Source organism: Rugamonas apoptosis, assembly GCF_014042355.1.
In the GTDB taxonomy this organism is placed as follows: Bacteria; Pseudomonadota; Gammaproteobacteria; order Burkholderiales; family Burkholderiaceae_D; genus Rugamonas; species Rugamonas apoptosis.
In genome coordinates this window covers 738,345-754,796 of record NZ_JACEZU010000001.1, presented here as the reverse complement: position 1 = coordinate 754,796, position 16,452 = coordinate 738,345, and the positions used below count along the sequence as shown (strand labels likewise).

Sequence of the window (16,452 nt, the reverse complement as noted above, 5' to 3'; positions counted from 1 at the left end):
TATTTTATTGCCGAAAGAACATATTTGCTGTCATTCTTACAGCCATTTCTTTGCAGCGCGTGCTTGGTACAAGGCGACAGCCTCAGCCGGGGAATTAAATATTTTTTTTCCCAATCGCAACGCCTGGCATTACCACGCGGAAAAATATCGCTCGCTGCGTCGGGACCAAGTATAACCAGAAAATTGCCCCAACGCATTTTTTGCGCCATCTTTTTTTGCCCGTCAAGTCATGCAAAGCACCATTGGCGACCTGGTGCCGAGCGTCTGCCGGGGCCGGAACCCGGCCACACCGGGTCGCCACTGTTGCGCGACACCAACGACACCAGCTCGCGCCGGCCATCGCTAGTATCGTGCACAATGATTGCCATTAAATTAATGATGAGCGGCAGGTATCGCCGTGTATTCTGCGTTTAATTACGTTTACATACAAGCAATATTTCTTCCGGGACAGTGACACCGCCAACCGATCGCCAGCCATGGCCAGGCGCGGGCCGCTGTCCGCGCCTGCCGGGGCGCCCTAGCGCGCCGCCACCCACGCCTTGACGCGCGCCTCCAGTACATCCATCGGCAAGGCGCCGGCGCCCAGCACGACGTCATGGAAGGCACGGATATCGAACTTGCTACCCAGGCGCTGGCGCGCATAGTCGCGCAGTTCCAATATCTTCAGCTGGCCGATCTTGTAGCCGAGCGCCTGGCCCGGCCACACGATGTAGCGGTCGGTTTCGCTCTGCACATCCACCTCCTCGATGCCCGAGTGGGCGTGGAAGTAGTCCACCACTTGCTGCCGGTTCCACTGTTTATAGTGCAGGCCGGTATCGACCACCAGCCGGATGGCGCGCAGCATCTCGCCCTGCAGGTGGCCATAGTAGCTGTACGGATCGCCGTAGAAGCCCAGCTCCTCGCCCAGCCGCTCGGCGTACAGGGCCCAGCCTTCCGTATAGGCCGTGTAGTTCGGTTGCTGGCGGAACGCGGGCAAGCCCTGCAGTTCCTGGGCGATGGCGATCTGCATGTGGTGGCCCGGCACACCTTCGTGCAAGGCCGTCGTTTCCACCTCGATCAGCGAACGCTTGGCGAACTCGCCCGTGTTGACCATCACCCGGCCCGGACGGCTGCCGTCCGGCGTACCCTGGTTGTACGATGCGCCGGCCGCGCCCTCCTCGCGGAACGCCTCGACTGGCATGATCTTGACCTTGGCCTTGGGCAAGACGCCGAACTGCTGGGGCAGCTTGGCATACATCTGGTCCGTGTATTGACTATATAGATCCAGCAATTGCTGGCGCGACTTGGGATGCAGGGCCGCGTTGGCGTGCACGGCCGCGTTGAAGCTGTTCAGGTCGGCATAACCCATCTTTTTGGCCACGGCCAGCATCTGGCCCTCGATGCGGGCCACTTCGGCCAGTCCCAGCTGGTGGATCTGCTCCGGCGTCTGTTCCGTGGTGGTGGCCACGCGCACCCGGTACCCGTAGCGCGCGGCGCCGTCCGGCAGCGACCACAGGCCGGGCTGGGTGCGCCCTTGCGGCAGGTAGACGTTTTTCACGAAGGCGGCGAACTGTTGATAGGCCGGCAGCACGTCATGGGCGATGGCGGCCAGGATGTCCTGGCGCAGGCGGGCCTGGTCGGCCACGCTGACACTGGCCGGGAAGCGGTTCAGCGGTTCGGCGAATGGCGAGGCGGCCGGGGCCATGGCGGCCAGCTCGTCGCACTGGCGCGCGATCTTGGGGATCAGGAACTGGGGCGGCATCAAATGGTCGTGCATGCCGTTGCGCATCTGGACGGTGGTGTCGGCGAAGGCGCGCGGCAACTGGTGCAGACGGGCCAGGTAATCCTCATAATCCTTGACCGTGTCGAAGGCCAGCGCCGACACCAGTTGGGGCGCGTCGATGTGGATGCCGGAATTTTGCAACACCGGCATTTCCCACTCCTTGAAGCGGGCGCCGTCCAGGTTCAGGCGCAGCGAGCGCACCATCAACGCCTGGTTCAGCTGTTCCTGCTCGGGGAAGCCGGTGGTGTCGATGGCTTCGAAGCGGCGCAGGAACTCGGCGGAAGCGCGGAGGTCGGCGTCGATGGCGGCCTGGGAGTAGTCCGTCAGGCGGTCGTTAAAGCGCTTGTCGCCCAGCATGGAAGCGTACTCGGGATTGGTACGCATGGTGTAATCCCACTGCTCCGTGATCAGGCTGGCTAGCGCCTGGCGGCGCGCGGCCAGGTCGGGCGCGGCGGCGCCGGCATGGGCCAGGCCCATCACGAGGGAGAACAGCAGCGCGCTGGCGCCGCGGCGGGAAGTCAAAGTCATGGTGGCTGATCCAAGGAAAAATGGTGGAGGCTGCACTGTAGACGGACTGGTCATGGGCGGCAGGGGGAATGTGACAGAGCGTTGAATGTTGGGCATGGATTGCGCGACGGCGGGACAGGACGTGGCCGGCCCAGCGGGAATTCTTGGTATGATGGGGGACGCCCACGCCCGGCGTGGACACCGAACAGTGCAATCCTCCCCATCCAGACTCTTACCGACACCGACACCGTGAATACGCCCAACCTGACCATCACGCCCTCCACCCACCGCCTGAGCGACGCCGAACGCGCCAAGCTGATCAGCAACCCCGGCTTCGGCCGCATCTTCACCGACCACATGGTGGTGATCCCCTACCGCGACGGCGCCTGGCAAAAAGGCGAACTGAAGGCCTACGGTCCCCTGCACCTGGACCCCTCCTGCTCCGCGCTGCACTACGGCCAGGCCATCTTCGAAGGCTTCAAGGCGTTCTCGCAGCCGGACGGCAGCGTCAAGACCTTCCGTCCCGAAGCGAACGCGGAACGCTTCAACCGCAGCGCGGCCCGGCTGGCCATGCCGGCCCTGCCGCCGGCCCTGTTCATGGAAGCGGCCGATGCCCTGATCAGCCTGGACGCGGCCTGGGTGCCGAAAGCCGTGGGCGAGAGCCTGTACCTGCGGCCACTGATGTTCGCCACCGACCCGTTCCTGGGCGTGCGTCCCGGCAACGAATACCTGTTCGTGCTGTTCGCCTCGCCGGCCGGCGCCTACTTCCCGCAAGGCGTGAAGCCGGTCACCGTGTGGATCAGCGAAGACTACGTGCGCGCCGCGCCCGGCGGCACCGGTGAAGCCAAGTGCGCCGGCAACTACGCGGCCAGCCTGGCGGCCCAGGCCCAGGCGCTGGACAAGGGGTGCGACCAGGTGGTGTGGCTGGACGCCGTGCACCGCGAATACATCGAAGAGATGGGCGGCATGAACCTGTTCTTCGTCTACAAGGAAGACGGCAAGACGGTGCTGGTGACGCCGGAACTGACCGGCACCCTGCTGCCCGGCATCACCCGCCGCAGCCTGCTGGAACTGGCCGTCGACCTGGGCTTCGAAGCACAGGAGCGCAAGCTCACCGTGCAGCAATGGCGCGACGACGTGGCCGCCGGCCGCATGACCGAGGCCTTCGCCTGCGGCACGGCCGCCGTGATCACCCCGGTGGGCACGGTCAAGGCCAACGGTTTCGAGATGACCATCAACCATGGCCAGAACGGCCCCGTCACCCTGGCCCTGCGCGAGGCCCTGCTGGGCATCCAGCACGGCACGGCGGCTGACAGCCACCACTGGATGCACACCATCCAGGCCTAGCCGCCGCCCGCCGCATGAATGACGCGCAATTCGACCGCCTGCACGACCAGATCGACGCCCACGCCAAGGAGGTCGAGCGTTTTCATGACGAGGTGACGGTACTATCCCGGCAAGTGGCCAACTGCGACCGGCTGGTCAAGCTGGCCAACGCCAGCCTGGGCCAGATCGACGAAAAGATCGCCGAAGCGGTCCAGGTCGGCGCCCAGGCGCAACTGAGCGCCGACGCCGCCAGCGCGCAAGCCAGTGCCGCCGCGACAGCCGCCGTCCACACCGCCATCGGCGAGCTGGTCGGAACCATGCATGACGCCACGCAAGCGGCGCGGGAGGCCGCCGCCTCGTTGGACACACGGCGCTTCAAGACCGGCGCCTGGATCGCGGCTTACGCCGCAGTCACCATCTTGTGCTGCGTGGCCACCGCGTACGTCACCAGCCGCGCCTTGCGCGGCAACGCCCTCACGCCGGAGCAGGCCCAGTACATCGAACTGGGCAAGGCTCACGAAGCCTTGCTCGGCAACGCCAGCGACAAGGAACTGAAACAAATATCGGCGATACGCAATCGCCCGCCCAGGACGAAATAGCGTCAGCGTTCCACTCCGTCCCGCGCGCGCGCGGGTTCGCCGCACCCGGCGACGCCCCCGACCAACAGGCCTTACGACTTATCGGCCGTTGCCGTCAGCTCGCCAGCCTTGATGGCGCTCATCAAGCCCAACAACGTGCTGAAGGCGTTGCTGTCGGCGCCGCCCATTTGCACCTGCGGCACCAGCGGCACCTTGGCCACCTCGAACGCCTCGGCCAGGCGCAGCATCACGGTCTGCATCAATTGCTTGTCGGCGCCCTCGCCCTGCATCGCCTCGGACTTGGCCTGGATGGCCGCCGCTTCCGCCTCGCCGACCGAGCGGATCGCGGACGCGCGGCCCGAACCTTCCATCTCCTGCTTGAAGCGTTCCGCCTGCGCCAGCGCTTCGATCTCCTGGCGCCGCTTCTCGGCCGCCTTGACGCTGGCCGCGCCCTGGTTCTCCTTGATCGAGATATCGACCAGCGAGCCGGTCAACTCCTTCTGCTTGGCGGCGCGCTGCTCGGCCTCATTCAGTTCACGCTCCTTGTCGGCCGCGATCTGCTTTTGCGCGAACGTTTCCACCTGTTCGCGCGCGATCTGGCGGTCGCGCAACTGGGCCATGATGTTCTCGATCTTGTTGTCGCCTTCCTGCGGCTTGGGCGTGCCGATCAGCACCTCCTGGAATTCCAGCGAATAGGCCTGGAAGCGCTGGCGCATGTCTTCCGAAGCATTGGCCTGCAACTCGCTGCGCGACTGGATCAGTTCAATGAAGGTCTTGGTCTGCGACACGTTCTTGAAGTACGAGGACACCATCGGGTCCAGCGTCTGCTCCACCAGCTGCGCCACGTTGCCGAAGCGCTGCACCACCATCGGCGCCTTGCGGTAGTCGATGTGCACCACCACCGACAGCGGCAATTGCGGTTCGAACGCATCCTTGGTGATCAGCGTGATCTCGCGCAGGTTCTTGTCAAAATTGGAACCGCTCTCGCCGGACTTCCACATCAGCACAAAGTTCGTGGTGGGCACCAGTTCGATCTTGCCGGCGTAGGTGTTGAACGCGTACTTGCCAGGCATGAGCGGATCGCGCCATACGCCGCGGCAGCCGCTTTCCACCAGCTCACCGTGCGTGTATTCGGTGCCGGACAAGTCAGTACCTTTGTGGCCCGTGTAGGACACCACCACGCCCACATAGCCGACCGGGATCACCGTCTTCTTGATGAATTCCACCGTCGCGAACAAACGGTTGATGAAGTAGGTGCCTTCCACCAGCACCCGTTCCTGGCGACCGCGACGTCCACCGGCGGCGAGAAATTTTTCCGGCTCCTGGAAGGCGTTGTGGCTGTCGCCCACGTCCGGCGCCAGCAGTTCGTCCTTGAGCAGGCCGGGACCATCCTGCACCGTCACCACGGCCAGCTGGTCGGAATCGTGCGAACCGGTGGTCTCCTTGATGACGACGGGCGTAAAGCCGCCGCGTTCATCGAGCAGGCCGCGCATCTGCTCGTAATAGATCTTTTCCTTGGCGTCCAGCGACATCGAATAGGTCGCCTCCTCCGTCATCACGACGAACAGCGCCGGGTTGATGATGTGCGTGCCTTCGCGCAGGATCATGCGCTGCGGGCCTTTCTGGCCGCCGTTGGCGAGGAAGCTGCGCACGTCGCGGAAATCGGCGATGCCGGCATTGTCGGCCAGCGTCTGCCCGGCCGGCAGGTCGATGCCGTCCCGTGCGAACACGTAGCCGATGGTGCCCTGCGTGACCGACACCATGGGATGAATGTGGACCCGGTACTGGAACGGCGCGAAGAAGTGGAAACCGCCGCGCCGCAGTTCCGCCTGCAGGCCCGCCTCGCCCTTCAGCGCCAGCAGCCCGCTCTGCACGGAGCCCGATGAGCTCCACAGTTTTTCGACGACCCCGATGCGGTCGTTGGGGATGTACTTGATGACACCGGAAACCAGCAACAGCAGCATGGCTATCAGCAGCGCTACAGCGACTACCATAAGGCCAAATATCAGGCTCGACATACATACCTTTCGGTGGTGGAAAAAACTGGAAAAGCAGATGCGTCACGGCGACGCGGAGGGGCGCGCGTGACGTCAGCGACGCGGCGGTGCCGTGACTGGCAAATGGGAAGGGAGATGGCTGGCATCAGCGGGGCTGGGCGCGCCAGTCGCTGGGGCGATGTGGTGGGCGATGGCTTGCGCGGAACGCGCGGGTGACACAGAATCGAACACGATTATTGTTATTGCTCTTCAGTAATTGCGTAGAATCATTCTGGCATAAATTAGTAAAAGTTAAAGGTTGCCCGCCGCGATTAGAATAGCTTCTCTAACTGACGGTTAAGCTAAGCGGCGAATTACTGGGCAACGTCCGCAGCATGCGGATTTCTTGGCGGCCTATAACCGGCGCGTGGAAGAGGAGGGTCTGGCGCTGGAGATTCAGGGCGCCCTGGATCGCCTCTTCGGCGCATATTGAGCCGGCGATGAATCCAGACAAATGCCTTGTGTGAGCGCTCACTGTTTTTGCCAAAAAAGCTTTAGATGTTAAAAAGCCCCGTGACTTCAACAAGTTACGGGGCTTTTTCTACAATTCGTTCGAAGCTACGGATTAAAATGGTTATATACAGTAAAAAGTGTAAACAGCTCTGCATGTGAGTGAGTGCGCGTGCATATGGCGTGTGAGTGAGTGCGCCATGTAAACAGACATCTACTATACATCAGTTGTTTACACTTTTGAAGCCAAATCCGAACGCGTTTCCCCTTGGTCTTAGACTGAGGCATAACCAAGGTTATGCGGATAAGTTGGCCGATATAGAGGCAAGTCGGTCAGAATCTACAGCGATGTTCGGAGGGACGGCAAGCCCTTGGGGCCCGTCCAACAGTACTTTGAAATTAACGAGTGGGGAGAGTTGAGGGCAGTAGCAATTCGAAATGAGGCAGTACTCAACAGCTGCTATGGCTCTTACGGGCCAATTTGGCTTCTACCAGGAGAGCCTGGATATTAAGGTAACCGCCAAACATTGGGGCAATAAGTCGGCGCACGGGCAGAGCAGCCGACTGGCCACGAATGAGTTATGGCTTACTCTTTATTTGGCGGTTTGATGCCCAACTCGGCATGGTAGTTTTGAAGCGTAGTGAAGCGATAATCCTTCAGGATATTGCTATCATTTTTACTAGCACCACGAACATACTTTTTCACGTATTTATTGAAATCTCTCGCGATTGCGGCCGAGTTGTCTTTAATGCGGAGAAACTCTGGGCGGGGGATAATAAACTCCGATTCAGAAATATATTCTTCTTTTGATAACAGAACGGCCTTAGAAAAGTCCAATCCCTTACTTTCCTTAGGGGCAGTGATGAACCCGTTGTACGGCCTCATATTGGAGCGGAGAGGAATACCAAATTTAAGCCCATTCACTTCAACAAGCACGATGCCGTAGCCGCGAGTTTTATCACCGGTCCACTGAGTACCAGTTTTGTCCATCACTTCTACAAGGTGCTTATTCTCTTCGTAGAATACCTCGTTAAGTTTTTTTACTTCCATGTATTCTCCCGTATAAAAATTTCAGGCGAAAAAAAAGCCCCTACACTTAGGGGCTTTTTTCTAGACGCTTATGTTATTAACGTGGGGCCGTCCATCCACCACAATCTTTCGAACTTCAAACGCTTATGTTATTAACGTGGGGTCGTTTATCCGCCACAAGCTTTCGCACTTCAGATTCTTATGTTTTTAACGTGGGGTCATCTATCCGCCACAAACTTTCGTACTTCAGACTCTTATGTTATTAACGTGGGGCCGTCCATCCGCCACAACTTCCAAGACCAATGCTACCAAAGAACCCGGGCCATGTCAACTCCGTGAGTGACAGCAACTTATGTGGATGCTCCTCGGGGGCCGACAGCTCTCTACGTTCAACAGTATAGGAACAATTTCAAAACTGCGGTCTTGCGGTAGCGTAGGTGGAGCATTACCCTGACATTTCAAGGCGAAATCAAGAGCAACCCCGTTTGGCATGGCGCGGGAACCGGCCCGAGGCTGCGAACTAACGAGCCGCATTCATCGGTCAACAAAAGGCAAATGTTGTGGTCTACATGGGCCCTGCGGCCCATACCCCGCTACTGAGGGAGACTGCATTACTTAGGCACGCAGTAGTGCAGCCTCGGAATTTGCGGCAATCTCCTGCCTCAGGAAGCTGACCAAACCAACATTGCGTAGCTCGGCTTTCGGAGGAGCCTCGACCGCTGCTTTAGCGGCGGCTTCGTCACCTACGATGATAACTTGCTCCTGAGCCCGCGTGATTGCGGTATAAACGAGCGTTCGGTCGAGCATACGGCTGCCAGTCAGGACGACAATGATGCGTTTCCATTGAGACCCCTGAGATTTGTGGATGGTCAACGCATAGCCCAACTCCAGGTCTGGAAGCATCTCCGCAGTGATGGGGCGGCGTTCGCCGTCATCCCAAAGAACCCATGCAATGGCGTGGCCAAGTTCCGTCCCGTCCTGCTCCGACAACAAGCGCGGCGCTTTCTCAATCTCGACCACGGTGCCGAGGGAACCGTTTTGCAAACCCCAATCCCAAAGGTTCTTTGTGCAGAGAATCGGGTCCCCCAAGTGAACGCCCGCCGAAACGTCCATATCGAATTCGTCATTTTGGACAAGCAGCGTAGGCCCTTGCCTGGTAAATTTGGCCTGGCACACCTCGTTTAAGGAATGCACTCCATCAGCATTGCCCTTTCGCGCAGATAGAATCTGTGTGTGTTCTCGGTCAGATTCGTACAGCGCAATCACCACGTCAGGAATGTCTGCAACCTTGGCTGGGAGGAAGGATATCGGTGAGACACCGTCATCAGGCAACTGCGGCCAACGCCCAGCGCGAATAGCGGCTGCCGCATCAGCGATAGCACCGCCATATCGTTTCACCTGGGTCAGCTCTACCACTGGAATCTGAGGAATTCTAGCCAGTGCGTGCAGGACCAGCCCAGGCCCAACGGGCATAAGCTGCGAGGTATCGCCGACCAAGAGAATCCTTACGTGGTCTGGCAGCAGCTCACAAAGCCGATGCATGGTGACGATATCGACCATCGAGGCTTCATCGACCACCACGACCGCAGGGCCATCGAAATCAAGGCTGTCGGCATTCTTAAAGAAGCGCGCTAGCGTTGAAGATGCCAGTCCTGTGGCTTCGGTCATTCGTTTCGCCGCTCGACCGGAAAGAGCCACCTGGTGCACTGCAACACCAGACATCTCATACGCTTTAAGAATCGCCTTCAGCACAGTCGTTTTGCCAACGCCCGCGCCACCCAGTATCACGGCAAAGGGATTTTCAACCGCTCTGTGAACAGCTTGCTTTTGCTCAGTATTTAAATCGAATCCTTCTGCCTGCTCGTAGTCATGAACGAGCTCGTTGACCCGTGCCGCGCTGAGCAACGGTGCTGGGCTAAGGCGGCTTGCAATGGCTTTCGCCACAGTCCGCTCCATCAGCATGGCACCTAGCAGGTGGACGTTGCCGTTGTCACCAATGACGTAGCTTCCGTTACTTAGTCCGGTCTCAAGGGCGGACATGATGAGCGAACGATGCGCGGAACCGCCCAGAACGCTCTCCACACGTTTCAGGAGGCTCGGGATAGGGGTAACGGTGTCCCCACCATCAAATAGCCTGTAAAGCGCTTCCTCGACAGCGGCCTGAAGGCGGCGTGGGTCGTCCTCAGCCACTTGGAATCGGGCACGGGCGAAAGCGTCCACCGATTTCCAACTGGCAGAGAAGGACAAGAGCCGGTACGGGTCCTCAGCAAGCTTCTCTTCTGCTTCGTTGCCAAAGAAGGCCAGTAGCTTCTTACCAGTGCGAACATCAATCCCGCTTCCTTGCAGCCACTGCAAAGTCCGAGTGCTGCCTTGCTGCGCCCATGCCGCCACCGCCACCTCAGCCATCTCCGGCGAAAGGACGGTGGAAAGCTCCGTGATATCTCCGCTATCGAGAAGTGAATACAACCGCTCTCCAAAGGTATCCCAGAGCCTCCGAGCCTTGACCATTCCGATGCCTTCAAACTCTTCGGACTCCGCAATGAACGAAACGATATGCTCACCGGAGAGTTGCATCAATGCGATGTCGTGCGCATCAATCTGCTTCTCTGTGATGAGAAAACCATTGGTGTTCCTGCGGTATTCCTTAACCTCGCCGATTACCTGCCACCACTGACCTGGCTGAACTCGAGCCTCTCCAAGCTGAGCTCCTGTGGTCTTAACCACAAAATAGGACTTTGCATCAACGACATTGCCCAACTGGTCGATTTCAGTGCCAACAAAGATGCAGCCTCCACGGCCATAAGGGTTTTGGCTGCGGATAGACTGAACGCGAAGATTGACCGTAAGGCTCATCGTGGCAGTCGTCCTGTAGTTGAAAGAACTTCGCGTAAAACAGCAAACTTATCAAGCTGCCGTTTAAGTTCTTGGTTTTCGGTCTTCAAAGAAGCATTTTCCAGCTCCAAGCGACGAAGACGTTCGGCATCAAATGACTTCGGTGAGCCCGCAACCGGGACCGTCTTCGGCTGTACGGAAGACGATTGCGGCTCGCCTTTGGTTACCAGCGGCGGCAAAATGCCACGCTCCCTCAGTTCAGCCTCTTTCCCCAGTAATGCCGCTTTAATCCGGGGATTCTGGTTGATAGCACTGCCGCCGAAGGCACACTCTGCTGCGATTTCTTTGCGCGAGAGGACGCCGTCGCGCATATTTACGATTTGTCTAAAATCATCGTCAGTTTTGCTGGACAGCCACGTAATGAACTTCTGAAAGTTCACCTCAGCTATTTGCTGGCCATTACCTTTGCTTACCATTCTTAGCCTTTCTGCCTTTGTTCAGCGAGACGATTTTGTCGTCTGTAGAGTCTCGCAACGAAGGTGGCAAAGGCACATCCAGCTGCGCCTCGGTAAAGCCTTTAGCCGATGCATTGTGTGTCCAGCGTATAAACTTCGCTCGATAACCCACGCACTCATTCATGAGCCGCGCATTTTCGGCCTTAAGCGTGTCGATAGTCTTCAAGAGCCCCAGGGTGCGAGCGTCTTGAGGCTGTGGACGTCCTTGCTCTTTCGCGAGTGAAAGCTTCCGCGTCGAGAATGCTTGCGCGATTCTGGGGTGATTGAGTAACGCCTGGCGAGTGTACTCCGTTGCTATAGCAGCTTTAATAGCTGCAATCAGCAAATCCCAAGTCAACTTTCCAGTCCATTTGTCGAGAAGATGCTCAACAACCTCGATGACAGTTTCATCGATAACCCGACCTCTAGGTTTAGCCACGCTTATTCACCTTATCCAGCAGTTTATTCATCCTCGGCGTCATAGAAACCGTCTTCGCCTCCGCACGAGCAGCAGTTGCTTGGTCAATTCGTGAAGCGGGCCGGAGACCCGTGAGCTTTACGGTCGCGCCGTCAGGAATGTTTGAGTCCGTCAAAATCTGAATTAACTTTTCTGCGTGGCTCAAGGTTTGACGTTGGTGCACCACCCACCGAGAGGCCCCATGAACAAAGTCCTTCTCCGCCTCCTCAGCGTTGGCAAGGAGAATTTGCGTCTCATCCCTGAAGCGAATGAGATTGGCAAGCTTCACGTTATCCCCTTTTACGCAAATCAATTCATTGCAATTAAGGCAATCCAAATGAATCTGGCACGGCGACGACGCATAGTCATGCGTGCACATCCCGTAGTCCGAGATATGGGCACTTTTGGTCCGTAAGATTCCAGAAATGTCGTCCCGTCGAGCGACAACTCGAACCTTCTTAGTGTTTAAATCCCCGCCAAACACGTCGGCTTGAGATGTCTTGGAGACTTCACGTACCTTGGCGACTAGTTCCTCGCCAGACACATGGTCATAGGCCGCGTTCTGGCTTACATCAGCGCGCCCGGACCACATAGCAATGTCTAATTGTGAAGCGCCGTTCGACTGAGCGAGGGTGTTCAGATAATGCCTCATCTGGTGTGAACGGATTTTTATCGGCGAGCCATCGTCCTCGGTGAGGTTAAAGCGCTCGAAGATTGTTCTGGCTACACTTCCGCTTTCCCCGATTCGAGAGGCAATCTGGTCCGAGGTTACGTAGTCGATAAGGCACTGGTAGGTATTTAATGTCGCGTCCAGTTCAAACCGCCTACAGCAAAACAATGCCTCACTGAAGCGCAGACCCGGTTGCGCGTAAGGAAAGCCCTCTGGCAGCTTCGCGACGATAGCCGCCTCAACCTGCGCGAACGAATACAACCCTGTGCGAGAGCCCACTACTTTGATTTTTGCGTTGTTGCACCAGCCTTTTGCATTGCCGGGATTTTCAATGCCCCACAAAATCTGGCTAATCTCAGACAAAGTTACTAACTCCTTTGCTCTGAGGTGCTCAAATCGTTCAGGCAGATAGACCTTGGTAGGGTTTGATTCGTACCATGAGGCTATCTTTCGGGCCTCAGCCGATACATCCAGAAGATTACCAAATGCCTTTTTGGCAACCTCAGCCATCGTGGGAACAATCCAACGAACTTCGTCTTGGAAGTCTTTAGATGGTGGAAGACGAATGCCGAATTGAGGGGTGTTGTTTGAATCAACGGCCTCTACGATGCAGTTAACTGCAAGGCGCACGGTTTCATTGATACGTTGCGGAGCGCAGTGGAGGAGGCCGAGTACAGACCCGATATAGAGCTCATCCGGTTGGCTAGCATTCACAAACACGTGGGCCATCGCTTCGATGGCACGTGCCGAGGGCATCTTTTCTTCACGGGCCTTATCGGCTACGGCTCCAACACGTGAAATGTTGTCTCGGTTCCGCGTTATCCCTTTATGCCACTGAGCCTTGACTTGCGTGAGTTCATGCTCAATAAGAAAACTATTGAGATATTCGAGCTCACCTGCGTACTGTACAGCTACATCATGGCTGTAGTCTTCAAGGAGAAGGTCACGGGCATCGTTAAGTATGTCGTGCGTGATTAAATGAACCTGCCCGACAATTCCTCGCCTTTGCATTACTTCATCTAAAACCCGCAAGGCTGTAAGCCTGTTGACCCATGCCTTCGACGGGCGGCGACTGTAAGAATATCTAAAATATGCCTGGGCAAACGGCAAGAACAACGGCGACATGGTTGGTAAATCGCAAGCCGCTTTCGCGGCTTGATAGCCCGAAAAAATCACTCGGATTGCTTTATTGCGCCCCTTGGAGCTTACAGTGCCGCTAATGTCCCAAATCGGCTCGTCGAAGGGTAAATCAGCACCAAAGGTGCTGAGCTCTGTGCGGCAGCGATGAATGAACAAGTCAAGGTTGCCTCGCTTGTCGAGGTCTGCCCGAGGAGTGAATGCAAAAATCATGTGTTCACTCATTCGAAGCCTCTTCTTTCATCTTAGTTTTGATACGATTGCATTCCCGAATGACGGCACGAATCGCGTCTATGGTTAGGTCATTTACCGCTGCCACTCGAGGCCCTGAGGTTACAAACAGGCGCTCACGCTCTTTTTCCAAGTGGTCGAGCAGCTTTTCATGCGGGCCATCGAGCCAGGCCTCAAATGAGAAACATGTGTAGCACGCTATCGGGGCTCTAAATTTGCAGTCATACTTGGAGCCGCAACTACCGAAGCCCTCTTTACTGTGACGGAAGTCTTTGATTGTGCTAGCTGGGTCATCAGCACGAGTGGCATCCTCGTGCTTCGATAAGATACGACCCAGGAAAGCGCTGGCGATGGGTGCAAGGTCACTGCCCAGGAGTCTATCCAGCCTTGAAGCAATCTCGGGAATTGCAGCAATATACGCTTTGATGTTTTGCGTGTCGCTATGGCCCAGAATTTCGGCAATGACCAATTCACCAAAACCTTCTTGAGCAGCCCGTGTTCCAATCGTATCGCGGAAACGACCGATAGCTAAATTCATGGGTTCCATTGTCCGTGGACTAACTGGAGCGATTGCGCTCAAAGCTTCCTTGTAATGCTTTGCCAATTCCTGGGTAGCCCAATGCCACTCAAAACCAGCGCCAATTCGGTGCCCCGGGCGGTGTTCAACGTCAGAGGGGAATAAGGGCTCCTCGCCATCAAGGTCAAACATGGCCTTCACGCCTTGCGCATAAGCCCATAAAGCTTCGCCGAACTGAAACACTAATGGCCGCACCAAAAACGAATCTCGAATCACCTCTTCGCGCTGCTTGGCCTTAGGGATGCTGATTTCGTAGGAGATGTCACCAAACTCATCAACCTTGCGGACTAAGTCTTTTACCTTTAACGCACAGTATTGCGAAATGCGCTGCCCTGTCAGAATCGCTAACCAAGTTAGATAAAAATACTGTTCCTCGATGAGATTAGAGGCGTACGCACTGTTTAGCGCACTTACGATTTGTTGAAGCTCATAGTCAGTAAATGGGCCGTTTACGGGGTCAAGTGTGCGAACCGCTTTACCCTTGCTATTTCCCTTCTTTTTTGTATTGGCCAGTAGCCTAGCAGCTTCATCGGATAAGCCACGATATTGCAACTTTGACCACATTGAGAGGAGAGCCCCTAGCTGAGAAGCTAGCCCTAACTCATCTTTCAGGCCGTGTTGTCCGATAAAGCTCGACACGTGCCAGTCGGTAATTTCGGAAACCGGTTCGGCAGTGATGCTAGCAATCGTCAAGGCTAATCGTTTAAAAGTACGAAAGAGATTCACCGCATACGACGGTGAATTCTTCTCGAAGGTGTGGATTAGAACCCGTTTCAGAGGAAGCACCAAAGGAGCGACCTGAGCAGGCAGGCTCTCAAAATTGATAGCGACATACGTCACGCCGTCCGCAAAAGACCAAAACATTGGGCGCGGGTCAAAATGGGATTTGCTTCTCAGCGTTACTACCGAAGGCAATTCGTCATCAAGTTTTGCCCAAGCCTCTCGCCGTTTACGTGCGGCCTCAACCTCAGCTTCGCTCTCAGCAGAGTCAGCCGCAAAGAACTCGAACTCATTTTGACTCACGCTTGTGCCTCTCTATAAATGTCATTTTGCATTGCCAGTGATGCCGCCTGAGCCTGTTCTTCCACAAAACGAGCTGTGTAGTCAGCTTCTGATTTCGAGTTTTCAGTCCAGCCCATCAGATAGTTTCTGACTTTCCGTTGGTCTTCCTTAGAAAGACTGCCTTTTGCAAACTCCGAGAAGGAATCGTTCCATGTATGCCTTAAGATGTGCGCAGCAACAGATGCCAATTCTGGAAATTTTTCCCTCACTGTTTTGAACATATAGTCGATGGAATTTAGCGCCAACGGTTCGCCATCCCTCGCAACAATAAGAAACGGATGTCGCCGGGCAGCTGGAATAGCAGCTCGCTCCTCGTCGATATAAGCTTTAAGAACTTCGACCAATAGGTCTCCCATTGGAAGGGTCCGCTCCAAGGTTTTTGCCTCTGGCTGACGGTCCCTGGGGTCTTCTGGGTCGTCCGGACGTCGGGCGATGAAGATTGTGTTGTTCGAGAAATTGATATCCTCAATTTTCACCCCCAGCAACTCCCCCTTCCGAATACCCAAATCACGAAGCAAACGAACAATTAGGTAGTTGCGTTTGCGGATGAAAGAGTTCTTCCAGGGATTTTCTGGTGAATCGGCGGACACCACCGCCCACAGCCGTTCCTCCACAGATTTGGTCAAACCTTTTTTCTTCTTAGTTGGCGACTTACCAGGCGTTCGCGCTCGAATCGCTTTGACCACCATCGCAGCGATTCCCCTAAACTCATTCCGATTCGAAGGGATTTTCGACAAAAAGGCATAATCGGCTAGCCAGTCGAGATACTTGGCAATGTAAAGCAGTCGCTTCCCAGCGGTGTTGCTTTGCACAACAGCTACATCGTAGTGAGCAGCCTTGGACTTCTCCAAAGGTTTTCGATGAAGTGAAACGTTTGCGGTCTCCGCGACCTGGTCAGCAAACCGCAGTCCAGCCTTATCGTATTTGCAACGAGCAACCAAACCCTCAACTTCGCCCAATGAAAGAAGGTCATTCTGACGAATCCTATCCATCAAAGTTACCTTCGCCTCGGCTAGGCTTTCATATAGGAATGAAACGGCACTCAAGGCGTCTGCAATCGTATTGACCTCAAGACGCTGCGAGCGGAGCGACAAAGACCAAGCCGTAGGCTCGAATAAGCCCAGCCCTGTCTCGCCATCAACAAGCAGAGGCATCCGTTCGCCCCCACCCATATCGACATTTCGAACAGCATACTTTGCCGCCAAATTAGCTCCTGTTGTTTACATTTCCTTATATTAGGTTATACACAAAGTCACTATCGCGTCAACAAAAACCGTAAACAAATAAAAACGCCCTGCAAATC

The 16,452-nt window shown here is 56.3% G+C and carries 11 protein-coding genes; 2 read left to right on the top strand and 9 right to left on the bottom strand.

The features are described from left to right. Positions 1-517: 517 nt before the first annotated feature. Positions 518-2,290, bottom strand: coding sequence for a DUF885 domain-containing protein (locus tag H3H39_RS03365; protein WP_182151822.1), 1,773 nt, complete (start codon positions 2,288-2,290; stop codon positions 518-520). Positions 2,291-2,518: 228 nt separating this feature from the next. Between H3H39_RS03365 and H3H39_RS03360 the strand changes: the two genes are divergently transcribed. Beyond that, positions 2,519-3,616: a branched-chain amino acid aminotransferase gene (locus H3H39_RS03360; RefSeq protein WP_182151820.1), complete on the top strand. Its 1,098-nt coding sequence runs from the start codon at positions 2,519-2,521 to the stop codon at positions 3,614-3,616. Positions 3,617-3,630: 14 nt separating this feature from the next. After that, positions 3,631-4,194, top strand: a complete 564-nt coding sequence (locus tag H3H39_RS03355; RefSeq protein ID WP_182151818.1) for a hypothetical protein — start codon at positions 3,631-3,633, stop codon at positions 4,192-4,194. A 71-nt stretch (positions 4,195-4,265) separates the two neighbouring features. Here the strand turns inward: H3H39_RS03355 and H3H39_RS03350 are convergent, their stop codons facing one another. From H3H39_RS03350 to H3H39_RS03315, 8 genes are all read right to left on the bottom strand, one after another. Continuing rightward, positions 4,266-6,167: an SPFH domain-containing protein gene (locus tag H3H39_RS03350; protein ID WP_229217834.1), complete on the bottom strand. Its 1,902-nt coding sequence runs from the start codon at positions 6,165-6,167 to the stop codon at positions 4,266-4,268. 1,078 nt (positions 6,168-7,245) lie between these two features. Continuing rightward, complete coding sequence (gene tenpIN / locus H3H39_RS03345; protein ID WP_182151815.1) at positions 7,246-7,710, bottom strand: type III toxin-antitoxin system TenpIN family toxin; 465 nt, start codon at positions 7,708-7,710, stop codon at positions 7,246-7,248. A 594-nt stretch (positions 7,711-8,304) separates the two neighbouring features. Continuing rightward, on the bottom strand, positions 8,305-10,542 hold the full coding sequence (locus tag H3H39_RS03340) for an ATP-dependent DNA helicase (RefSeq protein WP_182151814.1): 2,238 nt from the start codon (positions 10,540-10,542) through the stop codon (positions 8,305-8,307). Next, on the bottom strand, positions 10,539-10,997 hold the full coding sequence (locus H3H39_RS03335; protein WP_182151813.1) for a VPA1267 family protein: 459 nt from the start codon (positions 10,995-10,997) through the stop codon (positions 10,539-10,541). Before H3H39_RS03335 ends, H3H39_RS03340 begins: the two co-directional genes overlap by 4 nt. Then, the gene (locus H3H39_RS03330; RefSeq protein WP_182151811.1) at positions 10,981-11,454 is read right to left on the bottom strand and encodes a hypothetical protein; all 474 of its coding nucleotides are present in this window, start codon (positions 11,452-11,454) and stop codon (positions 10,981-10,983) included. The genes H3H39_RS03335 and H3H39_RS03330 overlap by 17 nt, the downstream gene beginning before the upstream one ends. Then, a complete protein-coding gene (locus H3H39_RS03325) occupies positions 11,447-13,504 on the bottom strand; it encodes an integrase (RefSeq protein ID WP_182151810.1) in 2,058 nt (685 codons plus the stop codon). The genes H3H39_RS03330 and H3H39_RS03325 overlap by 8 nt, the downstream gene beginning before the upstream one ends. Beyond that, positions 13,497-15,110 carry a site-specific integrase gene (locus H3H39_RS03320; RefSeq protein ID WP_182151808.1) on the bottom strand — a complete coding sequence of 538 codons (1,614 nt, stop codon included), beginning with the start codon at positions 15,108-15,110 and terminating at the stop codon, positions 13,497-13,499. Before H3H39_RS03320 ends, H3H39_RS03325 begins: the two co-directional genes overlap by 8 nt. Continuing rightward, positions 15,107-16,354, bottom strand: coding sequence for a tyrosine-type recombinase/integrase (locus tag H3H39_RS03315; protein ID WP_182151806.1), 1,248 nt, complete (start codon positions 16,352-16,354; stop codon positions 15,107-15,109). The genes H3H39_RS03320 and H3H39_RS03315 overlap by 4 nt, the downstream gene beginning before the upstream one ends. Between the last annotated feature and the right edge of the window lie 98 nt (positions 16,355-16,452).